Annotated in this window: 21 protein-coding genes and 2 riboswitches; of the genes, 12 read left to right on the top strand and 9 right to left on the bottom strand. The window is 40.5% G+C overall.

Annotation, left to right across the window (positions count from 1 at the left end; all coding sequences use genetic code 11):
- Positions 1–356: 356 nt before the first annotated feature.
- Genes ribE (HMPREF2764_RS07510) through ribD form a run of 4 tightly spaced genes read right to left on the bottom strand, consistent with a single transcriptional unit; the run spans position 357 to position 3,770 of the window.
- Positions 357–824: a 6,7-dimethyl-8-ribityllumazine synthase gene (gene ribE / locus HMPREF2764_RS07510; protein ID WP_070528517.1), complete on the bottom strand. Its 468-nt coding sequence runs from the start codon at positions 822–824 to the stop codon at positions 357–359.
- Complete coding sequence (locus HMPREF2764_RS07515) at positions 825–2,030, bottom strand: bifunctional 3,4-dihydroxy-2-butanone-4-phosphate synthase/GTP cyclohydrolase II (RefSeq protein WP_070529179.1); 1,206 nt, start codon at positions 2,028–2,030, stop codon at positions 825–827. It abuts the gene before it with no gap.
- Between the two features lie 19 nt (positions 2,031–2,049).
- Complete coding sequence (gene ribE, locus HMPREF2764_RS07520) at positions 2,050–2,685, bottom strand: riboflavin synthase (RefSeq protein WP_070528520.1); 636 nt, start codon at positions 2,683–2,685, stop codon at positions 2,050–2,052.
- Positions 2,670–3,770, bottom strand: a complete 1,101-nt coding sequence (gene ribD, locus HMPREF2764_RS07525; RefSeq protein ID WP_070528523.1) for a bifunctional diaminohydroxyphosphoribosylaminopyrimidine deaminase/5-amino-6-(5-phosphoribosylamino)uracil reductase RibD — start codon at positions 3,768–3,770, stop codon at positions 2,670–2,672. Before ribD ends, ribE (HMPREF2764_RS07520) begins: the two co-directional genes overlap by 16 nt.
- A 132-nt stretch (positions 3,771–3,902) precedes the next feature.
- A riboswitch (FMN riboswitch) is annotated at positions 3,903–4,017 on the bottom strand.
- A 156-nt stretch (positions 4,018–4,173) separates the two neighbouring features.
- On the opposite strand from ribD, the gene ruvA reads away from it, so the two are divergent.
- Together ruvA and HMPREF2764_RS07535 are read left to right on the top strand one after the other, a co-directional pair.
- Positions 4,174–4,767, top strand: coding sequence for a Holliday junction branch migration protein RuvA (gene ruvA, locus HMPREF2764_RS07530; RefSeq protein WP_070528527.1), 594 nt, complete (start codon positions 4,174–4,176; stop codon positions 4,765–4,767).
- Between the two features lie 9 nt (positions 4,768–4,776).
- Positions 4,777–5,340: a DNA-3-methyladenine glycosylase I gene (locus HMPREF2764_RS07535; RefSeq protein WP_070528529.1), complete on the top strand. Its 564-nt coding sequence runs from the start codon at positions 4,777–4,779 to the stop codon at positions 5,338–5,340.
- An 83-nt stretch (positions 5,341–5,423) separates the two neighbouring features.
- On the opposite strand, the gene HMPREF2764_RS07540 is transcribed toward HMPREF2764_RS07535, so the two are convergent.
- From HMPREF2764_RS07540 to HMPREF2764_RS07560, 5 genes are all read right to left on the bottom strand, one after another.
- On the bottom strand, positions 5,424–5,687 hold the full coding sequence (locus HMPREF2764_RS07540) for a SemiSWEET family transporter (protein ID WP_000166114.1): 264 nt from the start codon (positions 5,685–5,687) through the stop codon (positions 5,424–5,426).
- Positions 5,688–5,792: 105 nt separating this feature from the next.
- The gene (locus HMPREF2764_RS07545; RefSeq protein WP_049547216.1) at positions 5,793–6,827 is read right to left on the bottom strand and encodes a S66 family peptidase; all 1,035 of its coding nucleotides are present in this window, start codon (positions 6,825–6,827) and stop codon (positions 5,793–5,795) included.
- 152 nt (positions 6,828–6,979) lie between these two features.
- Positions 6,980–7,243, bottom strand: coding sequence for a SemiSWEET family transporter (locus HMPREF2764_RS07550; RefSeq protein WP_000166114.1), 264 nt, complete (start codon positions 7,241–7,243; stop codon positions 6,980–6,982).
- 224 nt (positions 7,244–7,467) lie between these two features.
- A complete protein-coding gene (locus HMPREF2764_RS07555; RefSeq protein ID WP_070528533.1) occupies positions 7,468–8,145 on the bottom strand; it encodes a DUF1129 domain-containing protein in 678 nt (225 codons plus the stop codon).
- An 11-nt stretch (positions 8,146–8,156) separates the two neighbouring features.
- The gene (locus tag HMPREF2764_RS07560) at positions 8,157–9,101 is read right to left on the bottom strand and encodes a magnesium transporter CorA family protein (protein WP_000815623.1); all 945 of its coding nucleotides are present in this window, start codon (positions 9,099–9,101) and stop codon (positions 8,157–8,159) included.
- Between the two features lie 131 nt (positions 9,102–9,232).
- Here HMPREF2764_RS07560 and uvrA point away from each other — a divergent pair, with 131 nt between their 5' ends.
- The 10 genes from uvrA (at position 9,233) to HMPREF2764_RS07615 (ending at position 20,649) form a co-directional block, all read left to right on the top strand.
- The gene (gene uvrA, locus HMPREF2764_RS07565; RefSeq protein ID WP_070528536.1) at positions 9,233–12,064 is read left to right on the top strand and encodes an excinuclease ABC subunit UvrA; all 2,832 of its coding nucleotides are present in this window, start codon (positions 9,233–9,235) and stop codon (positions 12,062–12,064) included.
- Positions 12,057–13,118: a M24 family metallopeptidase gene (locus HMPREF2764_RS07570; RefSeq protein WP_070528540.1), complete on the top strand. Its 1,062-nt coding sequence runs from the start codon at positions 12,057–12,059 to the stop codon at positions 13,116–13,118. The genes uvrA and HMPREF2764_RS07570 overlap by 8 nt, the downstream gene beginning before the upstream one ends.
- 57 nt (positions 13,119–13,175) lie before the next feature.
- Positions 13,176–13,326, top strand: a riboswitch (M-box (ykoK) riboswitch).
- A 194-nt stretch (positions 13,327–13,520) separates the two neighbouring features.
- Positions 13,521–16,181 carry a magnesium-translocating P-type ATPase gene (gene mgtA, locus HMPREF2764_RS07575; RefSeq protein WP_070528543.1) on the top strand — a complete coding sequence of 887 codons (2,661 nt, stop codon included), beginning with the start codon at positions 13,521–13,523 and terminating at the stop codon, positions 16,179–16,181.
- Positions 16,182–16,316: 135 nt separating this feature from the next.
- Positions 16,317–16,715 (top strand): transcriptional regulator Spx, encoded by a 399-nt coding sequence (spx, locus tag HMPREF2764_RS07585; RefSeq protein WP_000591165.1) that lies wholly within the window; start codon positions 16,317–16,319, stop codon positions 16,713–16,715.
- Positions 16,716–16,775: 60 nt separating this feature from the next.
- On the top strand, positions 16,776–17,345 hold the full coding sequence (locus HMPREF2764_RS07590; RefSeq protein ID WP_070528546.1) for an SP0191 family lipoprotein: 570 nt from the start codon (positions 16,776–16,778) through the stop codon (positions 17,343–17,345).
- 86 nt (positions 17,346–17,431) lie between these two features.
- Positions 17,432–17,698, top strand: coding sequence for an IreB family regulatory phosphoprotein (locus HMPREF2764_RS07595; protein WP_000507059.1), 267 nt, complete (start codon positions 17,432–17,434; stop codon positions 17,696–17,698).
- 3 nt (positions 17,699–17,701) lie between these two features.
- Positions 17,702–18,121 carry a Holliday junction resolvase RuvX gene (gene ruvX, locus HMPREF2764_RS07600; RefSeq protein ID WP_004239076.1) on the top strand — a complete coding sequence of 140 codons (420 nt, stop codon included), beginning with the start codon at positions 17,702–17,704 and terminating at the stop codon, positions 18,119–18,121.
- Between the two features lie 15 nt (positions 18,122–18,136).
- Positions 18,137–18,442 (top strand): DUF1292 domain-containing protein, encoded by a 306-nt coding sequence (locus tag HMPREF2764_RS07605; protein WP_000017620.1) that lies wholly within the window; start codon positions 18,137–18,139, stop codon positions 18,440–18,442.
- 405 nt (positions 18,443–18,847) lie between these two features.
- The gene (locus HMPREF2764_RS07610) at positions 18,848–20,098 is read left to right on the top strand and encodes a folylpolyglutamate synthase/dihydrofolate synthase family protein (RefSeq protein WP_070528550.1); all 1,251 of its coding nucleotides are present in this window, start codon (positions 18,848–18,850) and stop codon (positions 20,096–20,098) included.
- An 86-nt stretch (positions 20,099–20,184) separates the two neighbouring features.
- Complete coding sequence (locus HMPREF2764_RS07615) at positions 20,185–20,649, top strand: SP_0198 family lipoprotein (protein ID WP_033682416.1); 465 nt, start codon at positions 20,185–20,187, stop codon at positions 20,647–20,649.
- Positions 20,650–20,853: the final 204 nt, after the last annotated feature.

The raw sequence follows: 20,853 nt of genomic DNA on the forward strand, positions 1-20,853 counted from the left end.
TCCTAGTTTGCTTTTTGATTTTCATTGAGTATAAAAGTACAAAAAGTCTGGGAAAAATTTTCAAAATCAGAAAAACGCATAAAATCAGGTGTTCAAAAACTTGATTCTATGCGTTTTATCGTGGAAATATTTACTTTTTTTCTTCCGAATAATCGTCAAAAATCTCTTTAAACTACGTCAGTTTTATATGTAATCTCAAAACAGTGTTTTGAGCTAATTTTGCCAGTTTTGTCTGTAACATCGAAGCTGTGTTTTACCAATCTGCGACTGACTTCCTAGTTTGCCCTATGATTTTCATAGAGTATTAAATTGCGATTTTGCTTAGTTTCTTTATTCGTTTAAAAGTAGAGTCTGTTCTATGCGTCTAATGTGCGAATTAGGTTGACCATTTCAATAGCTCCTTGTGCACACTCAGAACCCTTATTTCCTGCTTTAGTGCCAGCTCGCTCTATGGCTTGTTCAATTGTATCTGTCGTTAGAACGCCAAACATAACTGGGATTTCGCTATTTAAACTGATTTGGGCGATTCCCTTAGATACCTCGCTACATACATAATCATAATGACTTGTACTACCTCTAATGACAGCTCCCAAGCAGATAATTGCATCATATTTTTTACTTTTTGCCATTTTTGATGCAATCAGTGGTATTTCAAAAGCTCCTGGAACCCAGGCTATTTCGATATCTTTCTCGTTTACATTTTCTCTTTTGAGATTATCTAGTGCTCCAGATAATAATTTTGAAGTTATAAATTCATTAAATCTCGCTACAACAATACCGATTTTAATATTGTTTGCTACTAAATTACCTTCATAAGTGTTCATTTATTTTTCCTCCATATTTAAAATGTGACCCATTCGATTTTTCTTTGTTTCTAAATAAAAACTATCGTAAGGATTGGCTTCTATTTCGATTGGTATTCTACTGGAAATGGTAATTCCATATTTTTCTAACTGTTCAACTTTGTCAGGATTATTTGTCAGTAAATGAAGTGACTGTAGTCCCAGGTCTTTAAGCATTTGTGCTCCAATATGATATTCTCTTAAATCACCTTCAAAGCCTAATGCAAGATTGGCATCAAGCGTATCCATTCCTTGATCTTGTAAATGATAGGCTTTTAATTTATTGATAAGTCCAATTCCTCGTCCCTCCTGTCGTAAGTAAAGTAAGACACCCGAACCATTCTCAGCAATCATTTTCATAGCTTTATCGAATTGCTGTCCACAATCGCACCGTAAAGAGCCTAAAACATCTCCTGTTAAACATTCAGAGTGGACCCGACATAATACATTGGCTTCGTCCTCTATGTTTCCCATAATAAGAGCAAGATGATGTTCCCCATTTAGTTTATCTATGTAGCTAATTGCTTTGAAATTACCGTATCTAGTAGGCATATTGACAGTTGAAACTCGTTCTACCAGCTGATCATATACCTTTCTATATTCTTGTAATTCTTTGATGGTGATTAGTGGAATATTGTGTTTCTTCGAGAACTGAATTAAATCATCTGTTCTCATCATTTTGCCATCATGATTCATTATTTCACAACATAGGCCACACTCTTTTAGTCCTGCTAATTTTAATAGATCAACAGTTGCTTCTGTGTGTCCATTTCTTTCTAGAACACCCCCTTTTTTTGCAATTAAAGGAAACATGTGTCCTGGCCTGCGAAAATCAGAGGGTCTTATATCTTCAGCTACACACATACGTGCGGTCAGTCCTCTTTCCTCTGCAGAAATACCTGTGGTCGTTTCTTTATAATCAATTGAAACGGTAAAAGCAGTCTTATGATTATCTGTATTGTTTTCAACCATAGGTGAAAGCATTAATTGATTAGCTAAACGTTCGCTCATAGGCATACAAATTAATCCTTTGGCATAAGTAGCCATGAAATTAACATTTTCTGTTGTAGCTGCTTGTGCGGAACAAATTAAGTCTCCTTCGTTTTCTCTATCCTTGTCATCTATAACAAGAACAAGTCGTCCTTTCTGCAATGTTTCTAATGCTTCTTGTATTTTTCGATATTCCATTGACTGATCATCCTTTCTGCTAAAATCCATTTTGATATAATAGTTCCTTAGATATTTCTGATTTTGGAGAGTTATCCATCAGTTTTTGAACATATTTACCTAAGATATCATTTTCAAGATTTACTGTACTCCCGACTTGTTTACTCTTGAGAATGGTTTGTTCCAAGGTATGAGGGATAACAGATACTGAAAAGTTTACTTTGGAGACTTTAGCTACAGTTAGACTAATGCCGTCAATTGTAATAGATCCTTTTTCAACTATTAAATCTAAAATTTCTTTTTGTGTGTTGATTTGATACCATACAGCATTATCATCCTTTTTTATTGACGAGATTTTTCCTGTACCATCAATGTGTCCTGTAACGACGTGACCTCCAAGTCGACCGTTGACAGATAAGGCTCTTTCTAGATTCACCTCACTTCCATGTTTTAATAGAGTAAGAGCTGTTCGACTCCATGTTTCATTCATTACATCAACTGTAAAGGCTTGATGATTGAAATGAGTAACTGTAAGACAGATACCATTTACTGCTATACTATCACCTAAATGGATATCGGTTAATATTTTTGAGGCTTTAATTAATAGTTTGCAATTACGAGAGTCTTTCTGTATTCTTTCAACTTTTCCGATTTCTTCAATTATTCCTGTGAACATGGATAAATCACTTCACTTTCTATGAGATAGTCATTTCCTATTTGAGAAAAAGCATAAGGTTTCAATCTAATAGCGTCATTGGGCAAGGAAATACCTTCGCCTCCAACAGGAAACTTGGCACTGCCTCCAAAAATTTTTGGTGCAATATATATTTTCAGCTCATCAACAATTTGTTGTTCCAAAGCACTCCAATTCATTAGACTGCCCCCTTCTAGAAGTAGGCTATCAATCTGCATGTTTCCTAGATGTTGCATTAAATCCGATAAGTCTATATGATTGTCTTTTTTCTTTATGGAAAGTATTTCACAACCATGATTTTGATATAGCTTCATTTTATTTTTGTCTTCAGAGGAAGTGGCAATGTAAGTTTTAACATCATTTGCTGTTTTTACGATTTTAGAGGTAAGAGGAGTTCGTAAATGTGTATCGCATATGATACGGATAGGATTTTTCCCTTCCTCCAATCTACATGTCAGCAAAGGATCGTCTTGAATAACAGTATTGACTCTCACCATAATCGCACTGACATGGTGTCGTAACTGATGAACATGCTTTCTTGCCTCTTCTCCAGTAATCCATTTGGATTGATTTGTTTTAGTGGCTATTTTTCCATCCATTGTCATTGCATATTTCATAAAAACATAGGGTACATGCTGGGTAATGTACTTTCTAAAACTTTTTATTAAGTTAAGACACTCATTTTCTAAAACTCCAACAGTAACTTGAAGATTATTTTCCTCAAGTATCTTTACTCCTTTTCCAGATACAATAGGGTTACAGTCTAGGCTTCCAATGACTACTCTTGTAATACCACTATCAATTATAGCGTCTATACAAGGTGGTGTTTTCCCGAAGTGACAACAGGGTTCAAGTGTTACATAAAGCGTAGCTCCGACAGGGGATTCTCTGCAGTTTTTAAGAGCATTTCTCTCAGCATGTGGGCCACCAAAAAACTCATGATAACCTTGTCCGATAATGTGATTATCTTTTACAATAACTGCGCCGACCATAGGATTGGGATTGACGTAACCAGCCCCTTTTTGTGCCAGCTTTATTGCTAATTGCATATATTTTGAGTCGCTCATTTCACCATCTCCAAAAAATATACCTTGAATAGGGGACTATTCAAGGCATACAAAAGAAAACTTATGCGATTAACAAAAATGCTCTGAAATGACAAGTAATCATTTCAGAGCACGCAAAAAGCACAAATATACTTTTATCTTCTTTCGTCCAGACTATACTGTCGGCTTTGGAATTTCACCAAATCATGCCTTTCGGCTCGTGGGCTATACCACCGGTAGGGAATTGCACCCTGCCCTGAAGATAGTTATTCAATTACAGATGATTATAGTACTTAATTTTGAATATGTCAACAGATAAACATAAATTATTTTTGATATATTGTATTTGTGATAATCGATTCTCGCTCCTCGGATAAAGAAAATATGATATACTAGATAAACGAAATAAGAGAAAAGGAAAACTATGTACGAATATTTAAAAGGAATCATTACCAAAATTACTGCTAAATACATTGTTCTTGAAACCAATGGTATTGGTTATATACTGCATGTGGCCAATCCTTATGCCTATTCAGGTCAGGTTAATCAGGAGGCTCAGATTTATGTGCATCAAGTCGTGCGTGAGGACGCTCATCTGCTTTATGGATTTCGCTCAGAAGACGAGAAAAAGCTCTTTCTCAGTCTGATTTCGGTTTCTGGGATTGGTCCTGTATCAGCTCTCGCTATTATCGCTGCCGATGACAATGCTGGCTTGGTTCAAGCCATTGAAACCAAGAACATCACCTACTTGACCAAGTTTCCTAAAATTGGCAATAAAACAGCCCAGCAGATGGTGCTAGACTTGGAAGGCAAGGTGGTAGTTGCAGGAGATGACCTTCCTGCCAAGGTGGCAGTGCAAGCTAGCGCTGAAAACCAAGAATTGGAAGAAGCCATGGAAGCCATGCTGGCTCTGGGCTACAAGGCGACCGAACTCAAGAAAATCAAGAAATTCTTTGAAGGAACGACAGATACAGCTGAGAACTATATCAAGTCGGCCCTTAAAATGTTGGTCAAATAGGAGCAGAACATGACAAAACGTTGTTCGTGGGTCAAGATGACCAATCAGCTCTACATTGCCTATCATGATGAGGAGTGGGGGCAACCCCTCCATGATGACCAAGCATTGTTTGAGTTGTTGTGTATGGAAACCTATCAGGCAGGCCTGTCTTGGGAAACGGTACTAAACAAACGTCAAGCTTTCCGAGAAGCCTTTCATGGTTATCAAATTCAAGCGGTTGCAGAGATGAATGACACCGAACTGGAAGACTTGCTGGAGAATCCAGCCATCATCCGAAATAGAGCCAAGATTTTTGCTACACGCGCTAACGCCCAAGCGTTTTTACGATTACAGGAAGAATATGGCTCTTTTGATGCCTATCTTTGGTCTTTTGTTGAGGGGAAAACTGTCGTTAATGATGTTCCCGATTACCGCCTAGCCCCAGCTAAAACAGCTTTGTCTGAAAAATTAGCCAAAGATCTCAAAAAACAAGGCTTCAAGTTCACAGGCCCAGTCGCTGTCTTGTCTTTTTTACAAGCAGCAGGACTGGTTGATGACCACGAGAACGATTGTGAGTGGAAAAGCGGTAATTAGTGAGTATAGGTAATTAGAATATCTAAGAATATATAAAAAGCTGAGAAACTTTTCCCAGCTTTTTATATATACTATTAGATTTGTTAGAGTGAAGTCAAAAAAGTGATTCCACCTAAAATAACACCGGCTGAATTTGGAATGATTAGTATCCAATCCTTCTTAGGTTCTTTTGTCCATCCATAAATAACCCAGATTAAGCAAGATATAGCAGCTGATAAAGGTTGAAATGGTTGAGCTTTATTTCCTTGTAAATTAGCGATAATTTGAGGTATGTAGGCAATAAATACTATAATTCCAATAAAGGCACCAATAGAACCTACGATTCGATTAATTTTTTGTTTTGTCATATACACCTCCTTCAAAAGGATATCATAGAAATTAGCGAAATGCAATAAATTCAGATACAAATTGTAACGAAAACCAATACAAAAGCACAAAAATAGAGAAACTATTTATTTTTTGTTATAGTCAAAGCGAATGACTTGCTCTTTTGCATCTACGTGGGCGTGGACTCCGAAGGGAATAATGGCTCTTGGAGTTGCGTGGCCGACATTGAGATTATAGACAATCGGGATATTGCTGCCAATGATATCCAATAGTGCCTCTTTATAGTCGTCATAGAAAGTTTCATCCATAGGTTTTCCGACCAGGAGTCCACTGATGCCCTCGAATATGCCAGTGTCTTTTAAAGTTCGCAACATCTTTTTGAAGTCTTCTGGCTCAGGCTTTTCTTCGCTTGTTTCTAGCAAGAGGATTTTTCCTTCCCAGTCTGACAAGTCAGGGAAAAGTTTGTATTTTTGACAGAGCTCCGTGCTATCTGCGTATCGAGAGTTGTCAAAGATATCGTAGAGGGATTCGAGGCAACCACCGAGGATTTTTCCCTCGAACTGGGCATTTCCTTGCAACAACTCAAAACCGGTATTTGTATGACTGACACGAGGTGTCCCCAGAGCCTTGGGACTGAAGTCAGTCCTTTCATCATACCAAACGTCACTAGAGCGGATTTCTGAGATTCTTCCCGTCTCAATCAATTCTTTAAAGTAGTGAAGGCTATAGGTTAGCATTTCTTTTTCTAATTCACAAATGTCTGCTAAGAAGGATTGACCATAAAAAGTCTTGATTCCTAGTTTATGCAACATGAGATGGTTCATGGTTGTATCCGAGAAGCCAAGAAAAATTTTTTGTTTGATAACCTTTTGTAGTTGGTCATTTTCAAAAAGATAAGGTAGTAGGCGATAGGTATCGTCTCCACCGATGGCACATAGGATCATATCGATGCTATCATCAGAAAAGGCATGAATCAAATCCTCTGCACGAGCTTCAGGATGGTTCTTGATAAAGTCTAATCCATTTAGCGAATGGGGCAAAAAGATAGGATTGAGTCCCAGGTCCTTGAGACGTTGGATACCCAAGTCCACTTCGTGTTTGACAAAGTCCTCTCCGATAATGCCACTAGATAAACTAACAATACCAATAGTAGAAATCATATTTTATCCCCCTAGAAATAGATTGAGCCTATTTTATCACAAAAAGATTAGATAGAGCTATGTGGGATGTCAGAAGAATACTTTAAAATCAAAAAAGTAAGTGAAAAAGCAACCGCGCCTGCAGTTGCTTTTTATACATACTATTAGATTTGTTAGAGTGAAGTCAAAAAAGTGATTCCACCTAAAATAACACCGGCTGAATTTGGAATGATTAGTATCCAATCCTTCTTAGGTTCTTTTGTCCATCCATAAATAACCCAGATTAAGCAAGATATAGCAGCTGATAAAGGTTGAAATGGTTGAGCTTTATTTCCTTGTAAATTAGCGATAATTTGAGGTATGTAGGCAATAAATACTATAATTCCAATAAAGGCACCAATGGAGCCTACGATTCGATTAATTTTTTGTTTTGTCATATTTCCCTCCAATTATAGAGTATCAAAATGATTGTATATAGGCAAGGAATATGCTCATTTGTTGTTATTCTCTGTACAAAATAGAATAAAATGTTTACATTTATGTTTTATAAAGTATAAATGTACTGAATTTTAGATAGAGTTAAATATTTTTTACATGATTGTTTAAAGATTAAAAAATCATGGTTCTTATGATGTTGAACCATGATATGTTTCCGTTCTTCTTAATAACGTGTTGGTCCTGCACTTGCGCTACGGATATTCAAGCGTTTCTTGAGATAGAAGCGAAGGGCTAGGAGGGCTGCTCCGATAATAGCCAGTGGCAATGGAGCAAGTACTGGGTTAAGGCTAGCTGGTAGGAAGCTTGTTGCAAAGAAGACAAGCAACCAAAGGAACATAGAAGCTAGGATAACCAGTACAGATTTCCAGAAAGGTGGACGTTGGCTGCGGTCCATATCTGGTCCATAGTATTGGTAAACAAAGTAGTACATCAAGTAGAAGGCAAATCCACCAACCAGTCCAACTAGCAGGAGAGTGACAAGTCCATAGCCGAAAGCCTGATCTGCTGCAAAGAAAGTTGTGAGGGCGCTGACGAGGGCAAAGAGGCTAGTGATGAAAAGGGCTGAATCCATAATCATGAGTTTTGGATCATCATTTTCTTTTGGATGCTCTTTTTCATATTGCTCCTTAACAGTGAAGCTATGAGCCCAGTGAGTGGGTGCACCATAGAGGGAACGAGCAGTCGTACCCTTGGCTTGCTCTTCAAGGATTTGGGGAATAACTTCCTCAAAGATAGCCTTGATTTCAGCGTCTGATTTCCCATCTTTGATGAATTGTTGGGTAGCGATATGGACAAACTCTTGGTTTTTCTTTGTTAATTTTTGTAGATCAATCTGAGACATAGGAACTCCTCTTAGAACCATTTTTTATGGATGAGATAGAGAGTGAGCGAGACACTCATAGCAAAGGCGATAAAGACGATTAACCAGAAGGCATTCGGCTCGCCGTTTAGGGGGATTTCATTATCCTTAAAGTTCATCCCGTAGGCAGAAAAGACCATGGTTGGGATGGACATGACGATGGTCACAAGGGCCAAGGTTTTCATGATGTTGTTCTGGTTGTTAGAAATGATAGAGGCGAAGGTCTCTGTCATAGAGTGCAAGACGTTTCCATAAATGTCTGCCATCTCGATGGCCTGTTGGGTTTCAATCAGGGTGTCTTCAAGCAGGTCTTCGTCCTCAAGGTATTTCTTGATATTGCTGGTTGAGCTGGTCAATTTCTTAATCACACGCTCATTTGTTTTGAGGGAGGCCTTGAAATAGACGATGGTTTTTTCCAATTCCATGAGCTCAATCAATTCTTCATTACGAGTTGATTGATGCAGTTGACTTTCGATTTGTTCACTCTTACGATCAATCGAACGAAGGGCCGTTAGGTAAAGCTCTGCATTGCGATAAAGAATCTGAAAGATAAAACGTGAACGCATGAAGGTGTAGAAATTACGCAATCGACGGTTGATAAAGACATCGAGGACCGGTAATGGTTCCAAACACGTAGTGATAATGGTTTCCTCAGTGATGATAATACCAAGCGGGATGGTTACGTAGTAGGTGCGGTTATTTCTTTCTTCTGTGACCGGCACGTCAACGATAATCAGGGTATACTCGTCTTCAATCGTAATACGAGACATTTCTTCCGCATCGAGCGGTGCTCGAAGGTCGGCAATATCAATATCGAAGGCGTTAGCGATTTCGAGTGATTCATTTTGAGTCGGATTGACGAGATTGATCCAAGTACCCGGTTCAAGCGTATCGATCTCTTTAAATTCAGTTGTTGTAGAGAGAAAAACTTGTTTCATATCCCTTATCCTTTCTCATTTTTCAGATTTTTTTACACCGTACTATTATACTACAAAATCAGCCTTTTGGGTAATAGAATCTCACTTTTTTTGGTATAATGGTAAGCAATAATGGACTAGAAAGAACAAAGATGCAAGATAAAATTGTCATTCATGGGGCGCGTGCCCATAATTTAAAAAATATTGATGTGGAGATTCCGCGAGACAAGTTGGTTGTCGTGACCGGCTTGTCAGGCTCAGGGAAATCCAGTCTGGCCTTTGATACCCTCTATGCGGAGGGACAACGTCGCTATGTGGAGAGTTTGTCAGCCTACGCTCGCCAGTTCTTGGGGAATATGGAAAAACCAGATGTAGATGCCATTGATGGTCTCAGCCCAGCTATTTCCATTGACCAGAAAACGACCAGCAAAAACCCTCGCTCGACAGTGGGAACCACGACTGAAATCAATGATTATCTGCGTCTCCTCTACGCACGTGTGGGGACGCCTTACTGTATCAACGGGCATGGGGCTATCAAGGCCTCTTCTGTGGAGCAAATTGTGGATAAGGTCTTAGAGTTGCCTGAACGCCAACGTCTGCAAATTTTAGCTCCGGTTATCCGTAAGAAAAAAGGCCAACATAAGAGTGTTATCGAGAAGGTTCAGAAAGACGGGTATGTCCGTGTCCGTGTGGATGGGGAAGTCTATGATGTGACCGAAGTGCCAGAGTTGTCCAAGAGCAAGCAACACAATATTGATGTCGTAGTTGACCGTATTGTTATCAAGGAGGGTATCCGTAGCCGTCTCTTTGACTCGATTGAGGCTGCCCTTCGTATCGCAGAAGGTTATGTGATTATCGACACCATGGACGACTCTGAGTTGTTGTTCTCTGAGCATTATGCCTGCCCAGTTTGTGGATTTACTGTTCCAGAGTTAGAGCCGCGTCTCTTCTCCTTCAATGCTCCTTTTGGCTCTTGTAGTGAGTGTGACGGCTTGGGCATCAAGCTGGAGGTGGATACTGATTTGGTAGTGCCAGATGCCAGCAAAACCTTACGCGAGGGAGCCTTGGCTCCTTGGAATCCTATCTCATCCAACTACTATCCAAACATGCTAGAGCAGGCTATGACGGCCTTTGGAGTGGATATGGATAAGCCTTTTGAGGACTTGTCAGAAGAAGACAAGAACTTGATTCTCTACGGCTCAGATGGCAAGGAATTCCATTTCCACTATGAGAATGAATTTGGTGGCGTGCGCGATATCGACATTCCGTTTGAAGGAGTTGTCAATAATATCAAGCGTCGCTACCATGAAACCAACAGTGACTACACCCGCACCCAGATGCGCCTCTACATGAATGAGCTGACCTGCGGAACTTGTCACGGCTATCGTCTCAATGACCAGGCCTTATCTGTCCGTGTGGGTGGCCAGCAAGGACCACATATCGGAGAAATCTCAGACCTGTCTATCGCTGACCACTTGGACTTGGTGAGCCAGTTAACCTTGTCTGAAAATGAAGCCATCATTGCTCGGCCTATTCTCAAGGAAATCAAGGACCGTTTGACCTTCCTTAATAACGTGGGTCTTAACTATCTAACCCTGTCACGTTCGGCAGGAACCCTTTCAGGTGGGGAAAGTCAGCGTATTCGCTTGGCGACCCAGATTGGTTCTAACCTATCAGGTGTTCTCTATATTTTGGATGAGCCGTCAATCGGTCTTCACCAGAGGGATAATGACCGTCTGATTGCCAGTCTCAAAAAGATGCGTGATTTGGGCAATACTCTCATTGTGGTAGAACATGATGAAGATACCATGCGCGAGGCGGATTATCTGATTGACGTTGGTCCCGGTGCCGGTGTTTTTGGTGGGGAGATTGTCGCTGCAGGTACGCCCAAACAGGTGGCTCGCAACAGTAAGTCTATTACAGGCCAGTACTTGTCAGGAAAACGTGCCATTCCAGTACCAGAAGAACGCCGTGTTGGTAATGGTCGTTTTATCGAAGTGATAGGAGCGCGTGAGAATAACTTGCAAAATGTCACAGCTCGCTTTCCACTAGGAAAATTCATCGCGGTGACAGGGGTATCGGGTTCAGGGAAATCGACCCTAATCAATAGCATTCTCAAAAAAGCTATTGCCCAGAAGCTCAACCGCAATTCAGACAAGCCTGGTAAGTTTAAAACGATTACAGGGATTGAGCATGTAGACCGCTTGATTGACATTGACCAGAGCCCTATCGGACGAACGCCAAGGTCTAACCCGGCTACCTATACGGGAGTTTTTGACGATATACGAGACCTCTTTGCTCAGACAAATGAAGCTAAGATTCGAGGCTACAAGAAGGGCCGTTTCAGTTTTAACGTCAAGGGCGGTCGTTGCGAAGCCTGCTCAGGTGACGGGATCATCAAGATTGAGATGCACTTCTTGCCAGATGTTTATGTTGCCTGTGAAGTTTGCCATGGGACTCGCTACAACAGTGAAACCCTAGAAGTCCACTATAAGGAAAAGAATATCTCGCAGGTTTTGGACATGACCGTCAACGATGCGGTGGAATTCTTCCAACACATTCCCAAGATTCAGCGTAAACTTCAGACCATCAAGGATGTAGGGTTGGGCTATGTAACGTTAGGACAACCAGCTACCACCCTTTCAGGTGGAGAAGCCCAGCGTATGAAGTTAGCTAGTGAGCTCCACAAACGCTCGACAGGAAAATCCTTCTACATTCTGGATGAGCCGACGACAGGGCTTCATACCGAGGATATCGCTCGCTTGCTCAAGGTTTTAGCTCGCTTTGTCGACGATGGCAATACTGTTCTCGTCATTGAGCACAATCTGGATGTCATCAAGACGGCAGACCATATCATCGATTTGGGACCTGAGGGCGGTGTCGGTGGCGGAACCATCATCGCAACAGGAACTCCAGAAGAAGTAGCAGCCAATGAAGCCAGCTACACAGGACACTATTTGAAAGGAAAGTTACATCATGAATAAACGTGTGCAAGCATTTCTAGCTAAAATGCAAGAAAAAGAACTAGATGGTATCATCATCAACAACCTTAAAAACGTCTATTACCTGACCGGCTTTTGGGGCTCAAATGGAACAGTCTTTATCAGCCGTGACCGTCAGGTTTTGGTGACAGACTCTCGCTATATCATTGCAGCTAAGCAAGAAGTGACAGGTTTTGAGATTGTGGCTGATCGTGATGAATTGGCTGTTATTGCAGGCATTGTTAAGGATATGGGTTTGTCTCGCGTTGGTTTTGAGGACGAGATTTCGGTCTCTTATTACCACCGTATGCAGGCAGCTTTTGCAGGAATCGACTTGCTTCCGCAGACTCAGTTTGTTGAAGCGCTTCGGATGATTAAAGATGAAGCGGAGATTGCGACTATTCGTAAGGCATGTTCTATCTCAGACCAAGCTTTCCGTGATGCGCTTGACTTTATCAAACCAGGAAAAACTGAGATCGAAATTGCCAACTTCCTTGATTTCCGCATGCGTGAGTTGGGAGCAGCAGGCTTGTCTTTTGATACCATTTTAGCAAGTGGCATCAACTCTTCTAAGCCCCATGCTCATCCAATGCACAAACCGGTTGAAGCGGGAGAAGCCATTACCATGGACTTCGGCTGTCTCTACGACCACTATGTCAGTGATATGACACGGACCATCTACCTCGGTCATGTCAGTGACGAGCAGGCAGAAATTTACAATACTGTCCTGAAAGCCAACCAAGCTCTGATTAATCAAGCTAAGGCAGGATTAGGTTTCCGTGACTTTGACAAAATTCCTCGTGATATTATCATCGAGGCAGGCTATGGCGACTACTTTACCCACGGTATCGGACACGGTATTGGGCTGGATATTCATGAGGAACCTTACTTTAGCCAAACTTCTACAGAAATTATTAAGGCAGGTATGGCCTTAACCGATGAACCAGGTATCTATATAGAAGGCAAATACGGTGTTCGTATCGAGGATGATATCTTGATTACAGAGACCGGTTGTGAATTGTTGACCCTAGCTCCAAAAGAGTTGATAGTTATCTAAGAGTTAAACAACTCAAATGATTGACTTTTAAATTTTAAAGGTTTATACTGAAAAACGAAAACGGTAGGTGAGGCTACCATAGGGATACGGATGACTACCGCAAAGCAGTGGAGACACTACTCGTTGGTCAACAGTCCTGGTCGCGAAGGCCAAGACTAAGCTCATTACATTGCCCTATGGAGTTAAAGCTTGAACGAAAAACAGATAATTAGTTTTTTAATCCTGCCATTTTATGGTGGGATTTTCTACTGTTTAAATCAAAGAAAGGAGATAGACGATGCAAATTGACGATCATCCGGAACCGCACATACACAGCCAATCGCTGATTTGTGTCATTCTGCCCTTATAAAGTGATTGGTCTCTGTGTATGAAACACATCATTCATACAGATAGGAGAAACCAATGAAAACTACAAAAGAAAGATTAGCAACAGCTATTCATACATCTTTAAACGAAACTCTATCTTTTTATAAGACAAGTCTAACAGGCTTGACTGAGGAGCAGGTGGAGAAAAATCGTGACCTATATGGCGAAAATACCATCACAAAGGGTCAAGAAGAAAGTATCCTCAAAAAGATTTACGAATCCATTATCAATCCTTTTACGATCATCTTACTGGTCATCGCCGTGATTTCCTTGGTGACCAATGTCTGGTTGGCAAAACCAGGTCAAGAAGATCCGACAACTTCCATTATCATCGTTGTCCTAGTCCTCATTTCTGGTGGCATACGCTTTGTCCAAGAACTCCGTAGTGATAAGGCTGCGACTAATCTATCAAAAATGATTGTCAACACAGCGACTGTCATTCGTCAAGGAGAAATCCAAGAAGTACCTATCGATGATTTGGTAGTGGGTGACGTGGTTAAATTAAGCGCTGGAGACATGATTCCAGCAGATCTTCTTTTATTTGAGTCGCGCGATTTCTTTGTACAACAGTCGGGCTTGACAGGTGAAAGTGAATCGGTTGAAAAATTGGCCTTGACCAAGGCAACAGTTCAACAATCTGATAGTCTGCTAGAAGCAGAAGCGCTCGCCTTTATGGGAACCAATGTCTTATCTGGTAGTGCCAAGGCCGTGGTTTTAGCAGTTGGTGATGATACCATGATGGGAGCCATTGAGCAGACTTTGAACACCTATGAAGAGCCTACTTCGTTTGAGCGGGAGATGAATAGTATTTCGTGGCTCTTGATTCGTTTGATGCTGGTCATGGTGCCCATCGTTTTCTTGTCCAATGGTTTAACAGATGGTGACTGGCTGGAAGCTGGCGTATTTGCTTTGAGTGTTGGTGTCGGATTAACACCTGAGATGCTTCCTATGATTATCACGGCCAGTCTAGCAAAAGGCTCCATCATTATGGCCAAGGAAAAAGTGGTTATCAAGAAACTCAATGCCATACAGGACTTAGGGGCGATTGATATTTTGTGTACAGATAAGACAGGAACTCTAACCCAAGACGAAATTGTCCTTGAATATCCCTTGGACATCCACGGACGCTTGGATTTGACCGTCTTGAGACGAGCTTATCTCAATTCTTATTTTCAAACGGGCTTGAAAAATTTGATGGACAGAGCTATCATCAAACGGACTGAAAAGGAAGCCAAAGAACACACCCTCTTACAAAATCTGGATCAAACTTTTCAAAAAATAGATGAGCTTCCCTTTGATTTTGAACGTAGACGGATGAGTGTTATCGTTAAGGATGAACACGAAGTTGTTAGTTTGGTAACCAAGGGTGCCCTAGAGGAAATGTTGACGATTTCCAGTTATGCGGAATATCAAGGAGTGATTACTCCCTTGACAGATGTTATTAGAGAAGAAATTTTAGCAGAAGTCCGACAACTAAATCAACAAGGTTTACGTGTCTTGGGAGTGGCCTATAAGTCAGGTTTGAGGGAAGGTCATGCCTATACAGTTGATGATGAAGGGGATATGATTCTAACTGGTTATTTAGCCTTCCTAGATCCTCCTAAACCATCTGCAGCACCAGCAATTAAGGCTCTGTTAGAACATGGAGTTCAAACAAAAATTTTGACGGGAGACAACGAAAAAGTTACCCAAGCAGTCTGTGAAAAGGTTGGTTTGGATATCAATCAGATGTTGTTAGGATCTGAAATTGATCAGATGAGTAATCAAGAATTGGCTCAAGCCGTGGAGGAGGTAACCGTCTTTGCCAAACTTTCTCCTGACCAAAAAGCACGAATTATTTTGCAATTTAAGGCTAATGGTCATGCTGTTGGCTATATGGGAGATGGGATCAATGATGCTCCTTCTATGAAAGTTGCAGATGTGGGGATTTCTGTTGATACAGCAGTAGATATTGCCAAAGAAACAGCTGATGTTATCCTACTTGATAAGGATCTCATGGTGCTTGAAAAAGGACTTGTTGAAGGGCGTAAGGTCTATGCCAATATGACCAAATATATCAAAATGACAGTGAGTTCTAATTTTGGAAATATCTTATCCCTATTGGTCTCTGGAATCTTTTTGCCATTTTTACCAATGGCACCAGTCCATTTGATTATCCTAAATCTAGTCTATGATTTGTCTTGTATTGCCTTGCCTTTTGACAAGGTGGATAAAGATTTTTTGAGAAATCCGCATACCTGGGAAGCTAAGTCCATCACACGTTTCATGATTTGGATGGGACCTATCTCTTCTGCCTTTGATATTTTGACCTTTATTTTGCTTTATTTTATCATTGTACCCATGACAACAGGTCAAGCTTATGTTCATGGGGCAGAGTCTGCCGTAGGATTTATTGTCTTGTTTCAGACAGGTTGGTTTATCGAGTCCATGTGGTCACAGACCATGGTTATCCATATGCTACGTTCAGCCAAAATTCCCTTTTTACAAAGTCGTCCAGCTTGGCTAGTCCTTGTGACAACCTTATTGGCTGCAGCCTTTGTGACCTTCCTTCCCTACAGTCCACTCGCAATCCTACTTCATCTAACTCCTTTAAAATCGATTTATTTCATCTTTTTACTTTTCATCATTATTTTGTATATGATTAGTGTGACAATTGTGAAAAAAATCTATATCAAGAAATATAACGAATGGCTGTAAATTTCATTTTGTCAAGAAAAAAGTACGAAAATGACGAAAAAAGTCAAAAAAATTTAAAAATAGGTCGCAAGTCGGATGTTTTTTATGGTATAATAGACTAAACTGATAGTAACATGTAGCGAAAGGGGTAGGTACATGATTAAAATTTATACAGTCTCAAGTTGTACTAGCTGTAAAAAAGCAAAAACCTGGCTCAATGCCCACCAGTTAAGTTATAAAGAACAAAACCTTGGTAAAGAAGGAATTACGCGAGAAGAATTACTGGATATTCTGACAAAAACAGATAACGGAATAGCCAGCATCGTTTCGTCTAAAAATCGCTATGCCAAAGCCCTTGGAGTGGATATCGAAGATTTGAGTGTCAACGAAGTCCTCAATCTGATTATGGAAACACCGAGAATTTTAAAGAGCCCAATCCTTGTAGATGAAAAACGCCTGCAAGTTGGCTATAAGGAAGACGATATTCGTGCCTTCCTACCACGCTCTGTCCGTAATGTAGAAAATGCAGAAGCACGTTTGCGTGCAGCTCTATAAACATCAAGGCTGGGAGCAACTCCCAGTCTTATTTTAATTTCAAAAAGAAAGAAGAAAGAAATGAAAAAAATAGTTCTTGTTAGTCTAGCTTTCCTTTTTGTCCTGGTTGGTTGCGGACAGAAAAAAGAAACTGGAACAGCTACAAAAACAGAAAAGGATACGCTTCAGTCGGCATTGCCAGTTATTGAGAATGCTGAGAAGAATACAGTTGTGACCAAGACTTTGGTCTTGCCCAAGTCAGATGATGGTAGCCAGCAAACCCAAACCATTACATACAAGGACAAGACTTTTTTGAGCTTAACGATTCAACAAAAACGTCCAGTTTCTGATGAGTTGAAGACTTATATCGACCAACATGGAGTGGAAGAAACTCAAAAAGCTCTTCTCGAGGCAGAGGAGAAGGATGAGGCTATTATAGAAGCTCATAAATTAGCAGGATTTAAGCTTGAAACCAAACTATTGAGCGCAACCGAACTTCAAACAACGACTAGTTTTGACTTTCAAGTTCTGGATGTCAAGAAGGCTTCTCAGTTAGAATATTTGAAGAATATTGGTTTAGAAAATCTCTTGAAGAATGAACCAAGCAAATATATTTCAGACAGATTGGCAAATGGCGCGACAGAACAGTAGAAAATCCAAATAAATAGACTGCCTGAATTGTAGAACGTAAGGAATTATGCTATAATGGTACTATTCTAAGGAAAGAGGGTGTTAGAATGGGATTTACTGAAGAAACAGTACGTTTTAAATTGGACGATTCCAATAAAAAAGAAATTAGCGAAACTCTGACTGATGTTTATGCTTCGTTGAACGATAAGGGTTATAACCCGATTAACCAAATCGTAGGTTACGTATTGAGTGGAGACCCTGCCTACGTTCCTCGTTATAATAATGCACGAAATCAAATCCGTAAGTATGAGCGCGATGAAATCGTTGAAGAATTGGTCCGCTACTACCTTAAAGGACAAGGAGTCGATCTATAACCTATGAGAATTATGGGATTGGACGTCGGTTCAAAAACGGTAGGGGTGGCCATTAGCGATCCGCTCGGTTTTACAGCTCAAGGACTTGAAATCATCCAAATCAATGAGGAGCAAGGTCAATTTGGTTTTGACCGCGTTAAGGAGTTGGTTGATACTTACAAGGTGGAACGATTTGTAGTGGGCTTGCCTAAAAACATGAACAATACAAGCGGACCGCGCGTGGAAGCTAGTCAAGCATACGGAGCAAAGCTAGAAGAGCTTTTTGGTTTACCAGTAGACTATCAAGATGAACGCTTGACAACAGTTGCCGCAGAGCGCATGTTGATTGAACAAGCAGATATTAGTCGCAATAAGCGCAAGAAAGTCATTGATAAGTTAGCAGCTCAGCTGATTTTACAAAATTATTTAGATAGAAAATTTTAATACAAAGGAGAGGCTATGTCACACGATCATAACCACGACCACGAAGAACGTGAATTAATTACACTAGTAGATGAGCAAGGAAATGAAACCTTGTTTGAAATCCTTTTGACGATTGACGGAAAAGAAGAATTTGGTAAAAACTATGTTCTTCTAGTACCAGTTAACGCAGAAGAAGACGAAGACGGACAAGTTGAAATCCAAGCTTACTCATTCATCGAAAACGAAGATGGAACAGAAGGCGAATTGCAACCAATCCCAGAAGACTCAGAAGACGAATGGAACATGATTGAAGAAGTCTTCAATAGTTTTATGGAGGAGTAAAAACGTCCGGGGGACGTTTTTAGCCTGACGCTAAAAATAAAGACCGTCAGTAAGTCTGGGAGACTGTATCACCCCAACTCCTAGAAATTGGAAGAGTTGGAACGTCCAGTGGACGTGTTTAGCCCTGCGCTAGAAATTAGAAACGCAGGCACATCCAGTGGATGTTTTTAGCCCAGTTCCTTAAAATAAGAGAGAACTGGTGTGTTCAGTGAATATTTTTACCCTGACGCTAAAAATAAAAACCGTCAGTAAATTCGGAGGATATTTTTACCCTAAGTTAATATTCATAGTAGCTAGTTATTAGCTAACCAGGTGAGAGGTCGGGACGAAAATCCTGGCCTCGTTTTTGTTAGTTATGAGACTTTATTGAGACAGTTGATTGAACCTGTAATTAAGGAGATGTATATGTTTGAAGTAGAAGAATGGCTCCATAGTCGGATTGGTTCGAATTTTCGATCAGGCTTGGGTCGAATGCAACAAGCGGTGGATTTGTTGGGGAATCCCGAGAAGTCTTATCCTATTATCCACGTAACAGGAACTAATGGAAAAGGTTCTACCATTGCTTTCATGAGGGAGTTATTTATGGGACATGGCAAAAAAGTTGCGACCTTTACCTCCCCTCATATCGTCTCTATTAATGATCGAATCTGCATTAATGGGCAACCTATAGCAGACACAGACTTCATCCGTTTGGCTGAGCAGGTCAAGGAGATGGAAAAAACGCTTCTGCAAACTCATGATCAGTTGTCCTTTTTTGAATTGCTGACCTTGATTGCTTTTCTTTATTTTAGAGAGCAAGAGGTGGATTTGGTTTTATTAGAAGTGGGAATTGGTGGCTTACTTGACACAACCAATGTGGTAATTGGAGAGATTGTTGTCATCACCTCCATCGGACTTGACCATCAGGAGACTCTGGGTGACAGTATAGCAGCAATTGCAGAGCAGAAAGCTGGTATTTTTAAGGCTGGTAAAAAGGCAGTGATTGCTAAGTTGCCTTCAGAAGCTAGGCTTGTTTGTCAGAAAAAAACAGACTCTTTAGCTGTTGACCTTTATCAGGCAGGTCAGGATTTTTCAATGCTGAATGGGGATTTTTCAAGCTCTTTGGCTTACCTTTCACAGTTGAAAATAGGTTTGGAAGGAGCTTATCAGCAGGAAAATGCGGCCTTGGCGTTGCAAACGTTTCTTCTTTTTATGGGAGAAAGAAAGGAAGCTGTTGATGAACAGGTTGTAAGACAGGCTTTGGAGAAGACCCATTGGGCTGGGCGTTTGGAGCGTATTCGTCCTCAGATTTACTTGGACGGTGCTCATAACCTTCCTGCCTTGACTCGCTTGGTTGAGTTTATTAAAGAAAAAGAGCAGGAAGGTTATCGTCCTCAAATCCTATTTGGAGCCTTGAAACGGAAGGATTATCAAGGGATGTTGGCTTATCTGACTGAAAATTTGCCTCAGGTGGAACTCAAGGTGACCGGCTTTGACTATCAAGGTTCTTTGGATGAAACAGATGTAACAGGTTACGATATAGTTCCTTCTTACCGAGAATTTATTAGCAATTTTGAAGCAAGAGCAGGTGCCCAGGATTTGTTGTTCGTTACAGGGTCTCTCTATTTTATCTCAGAAGTACGGGGCTACTTGCTGACCCATGAGCAGATGAATTGACCTCCTTTTTTGAACTTGTTATACTAGGGAAACTACTAGTTAGAGGGAAAAAATTCTGTAAATTGGTAGCAGAAAGGAAATTCGTCATGAAATTAAAAAGATTCACACTTTCTCTTGCTTCTCTAGCAAGTCTTAGTCTTTTAGTAGCTTGTTCACAAAGAGCACAACAAGTTCAACAACCAGCAACTCACTCGCAAACACAACAAACTCAGCAATCACAATCTGCTGCTTCATCTTCTACAGAAAATAGCAGCCAGGCAGCAACAAGTTCTTCACAAAATGCTCCTGAGGCTCAACCAACTGATATTGATGGAACCTATACCGGTCAGGACGAGGGAGACCGTATCACTTTAGTGGTAACTGGTACAACGGGCACCTGGACACAGGTAGAAACTGACGGAGATCAAGAAATCAAGCAGGTTAGCTTCGATGCCGCTAATCAACGTATGATTATTGGGGATGATGTCAAGATTTATGCAATCAATGGAAATCAGATGATTATCGACGATATGGATAGAGAAGCGTCTGATCGCATTGTTTTATCAAAATAGACTAGAAGGAGACTGGTTTTGTCAGTCTCTTTTGTTTTTACGCAGAAAAATGATTATAAATACTTGCCTTCTACCGAATACCTGAGTTATACTAGTATCAATTACCTGTTTTTAGCATTCATACTCTTCGAAAATCTCTTCAAACCACGTCAGCTTCGATCTGCAACCTCAAAACAGTGTTTTGAGCAACCTGCGGCTAGTTTC

The sequence above is a fragment of the Streptococcus sp. HMSC073F11 genome, from assembly GCF_001810785.1.
Classification (GTDB): domain Bacteria; phylum Bacillota; class Bacilli; order Lactobacillales; family Streptococcaceae; genus Streptococcus.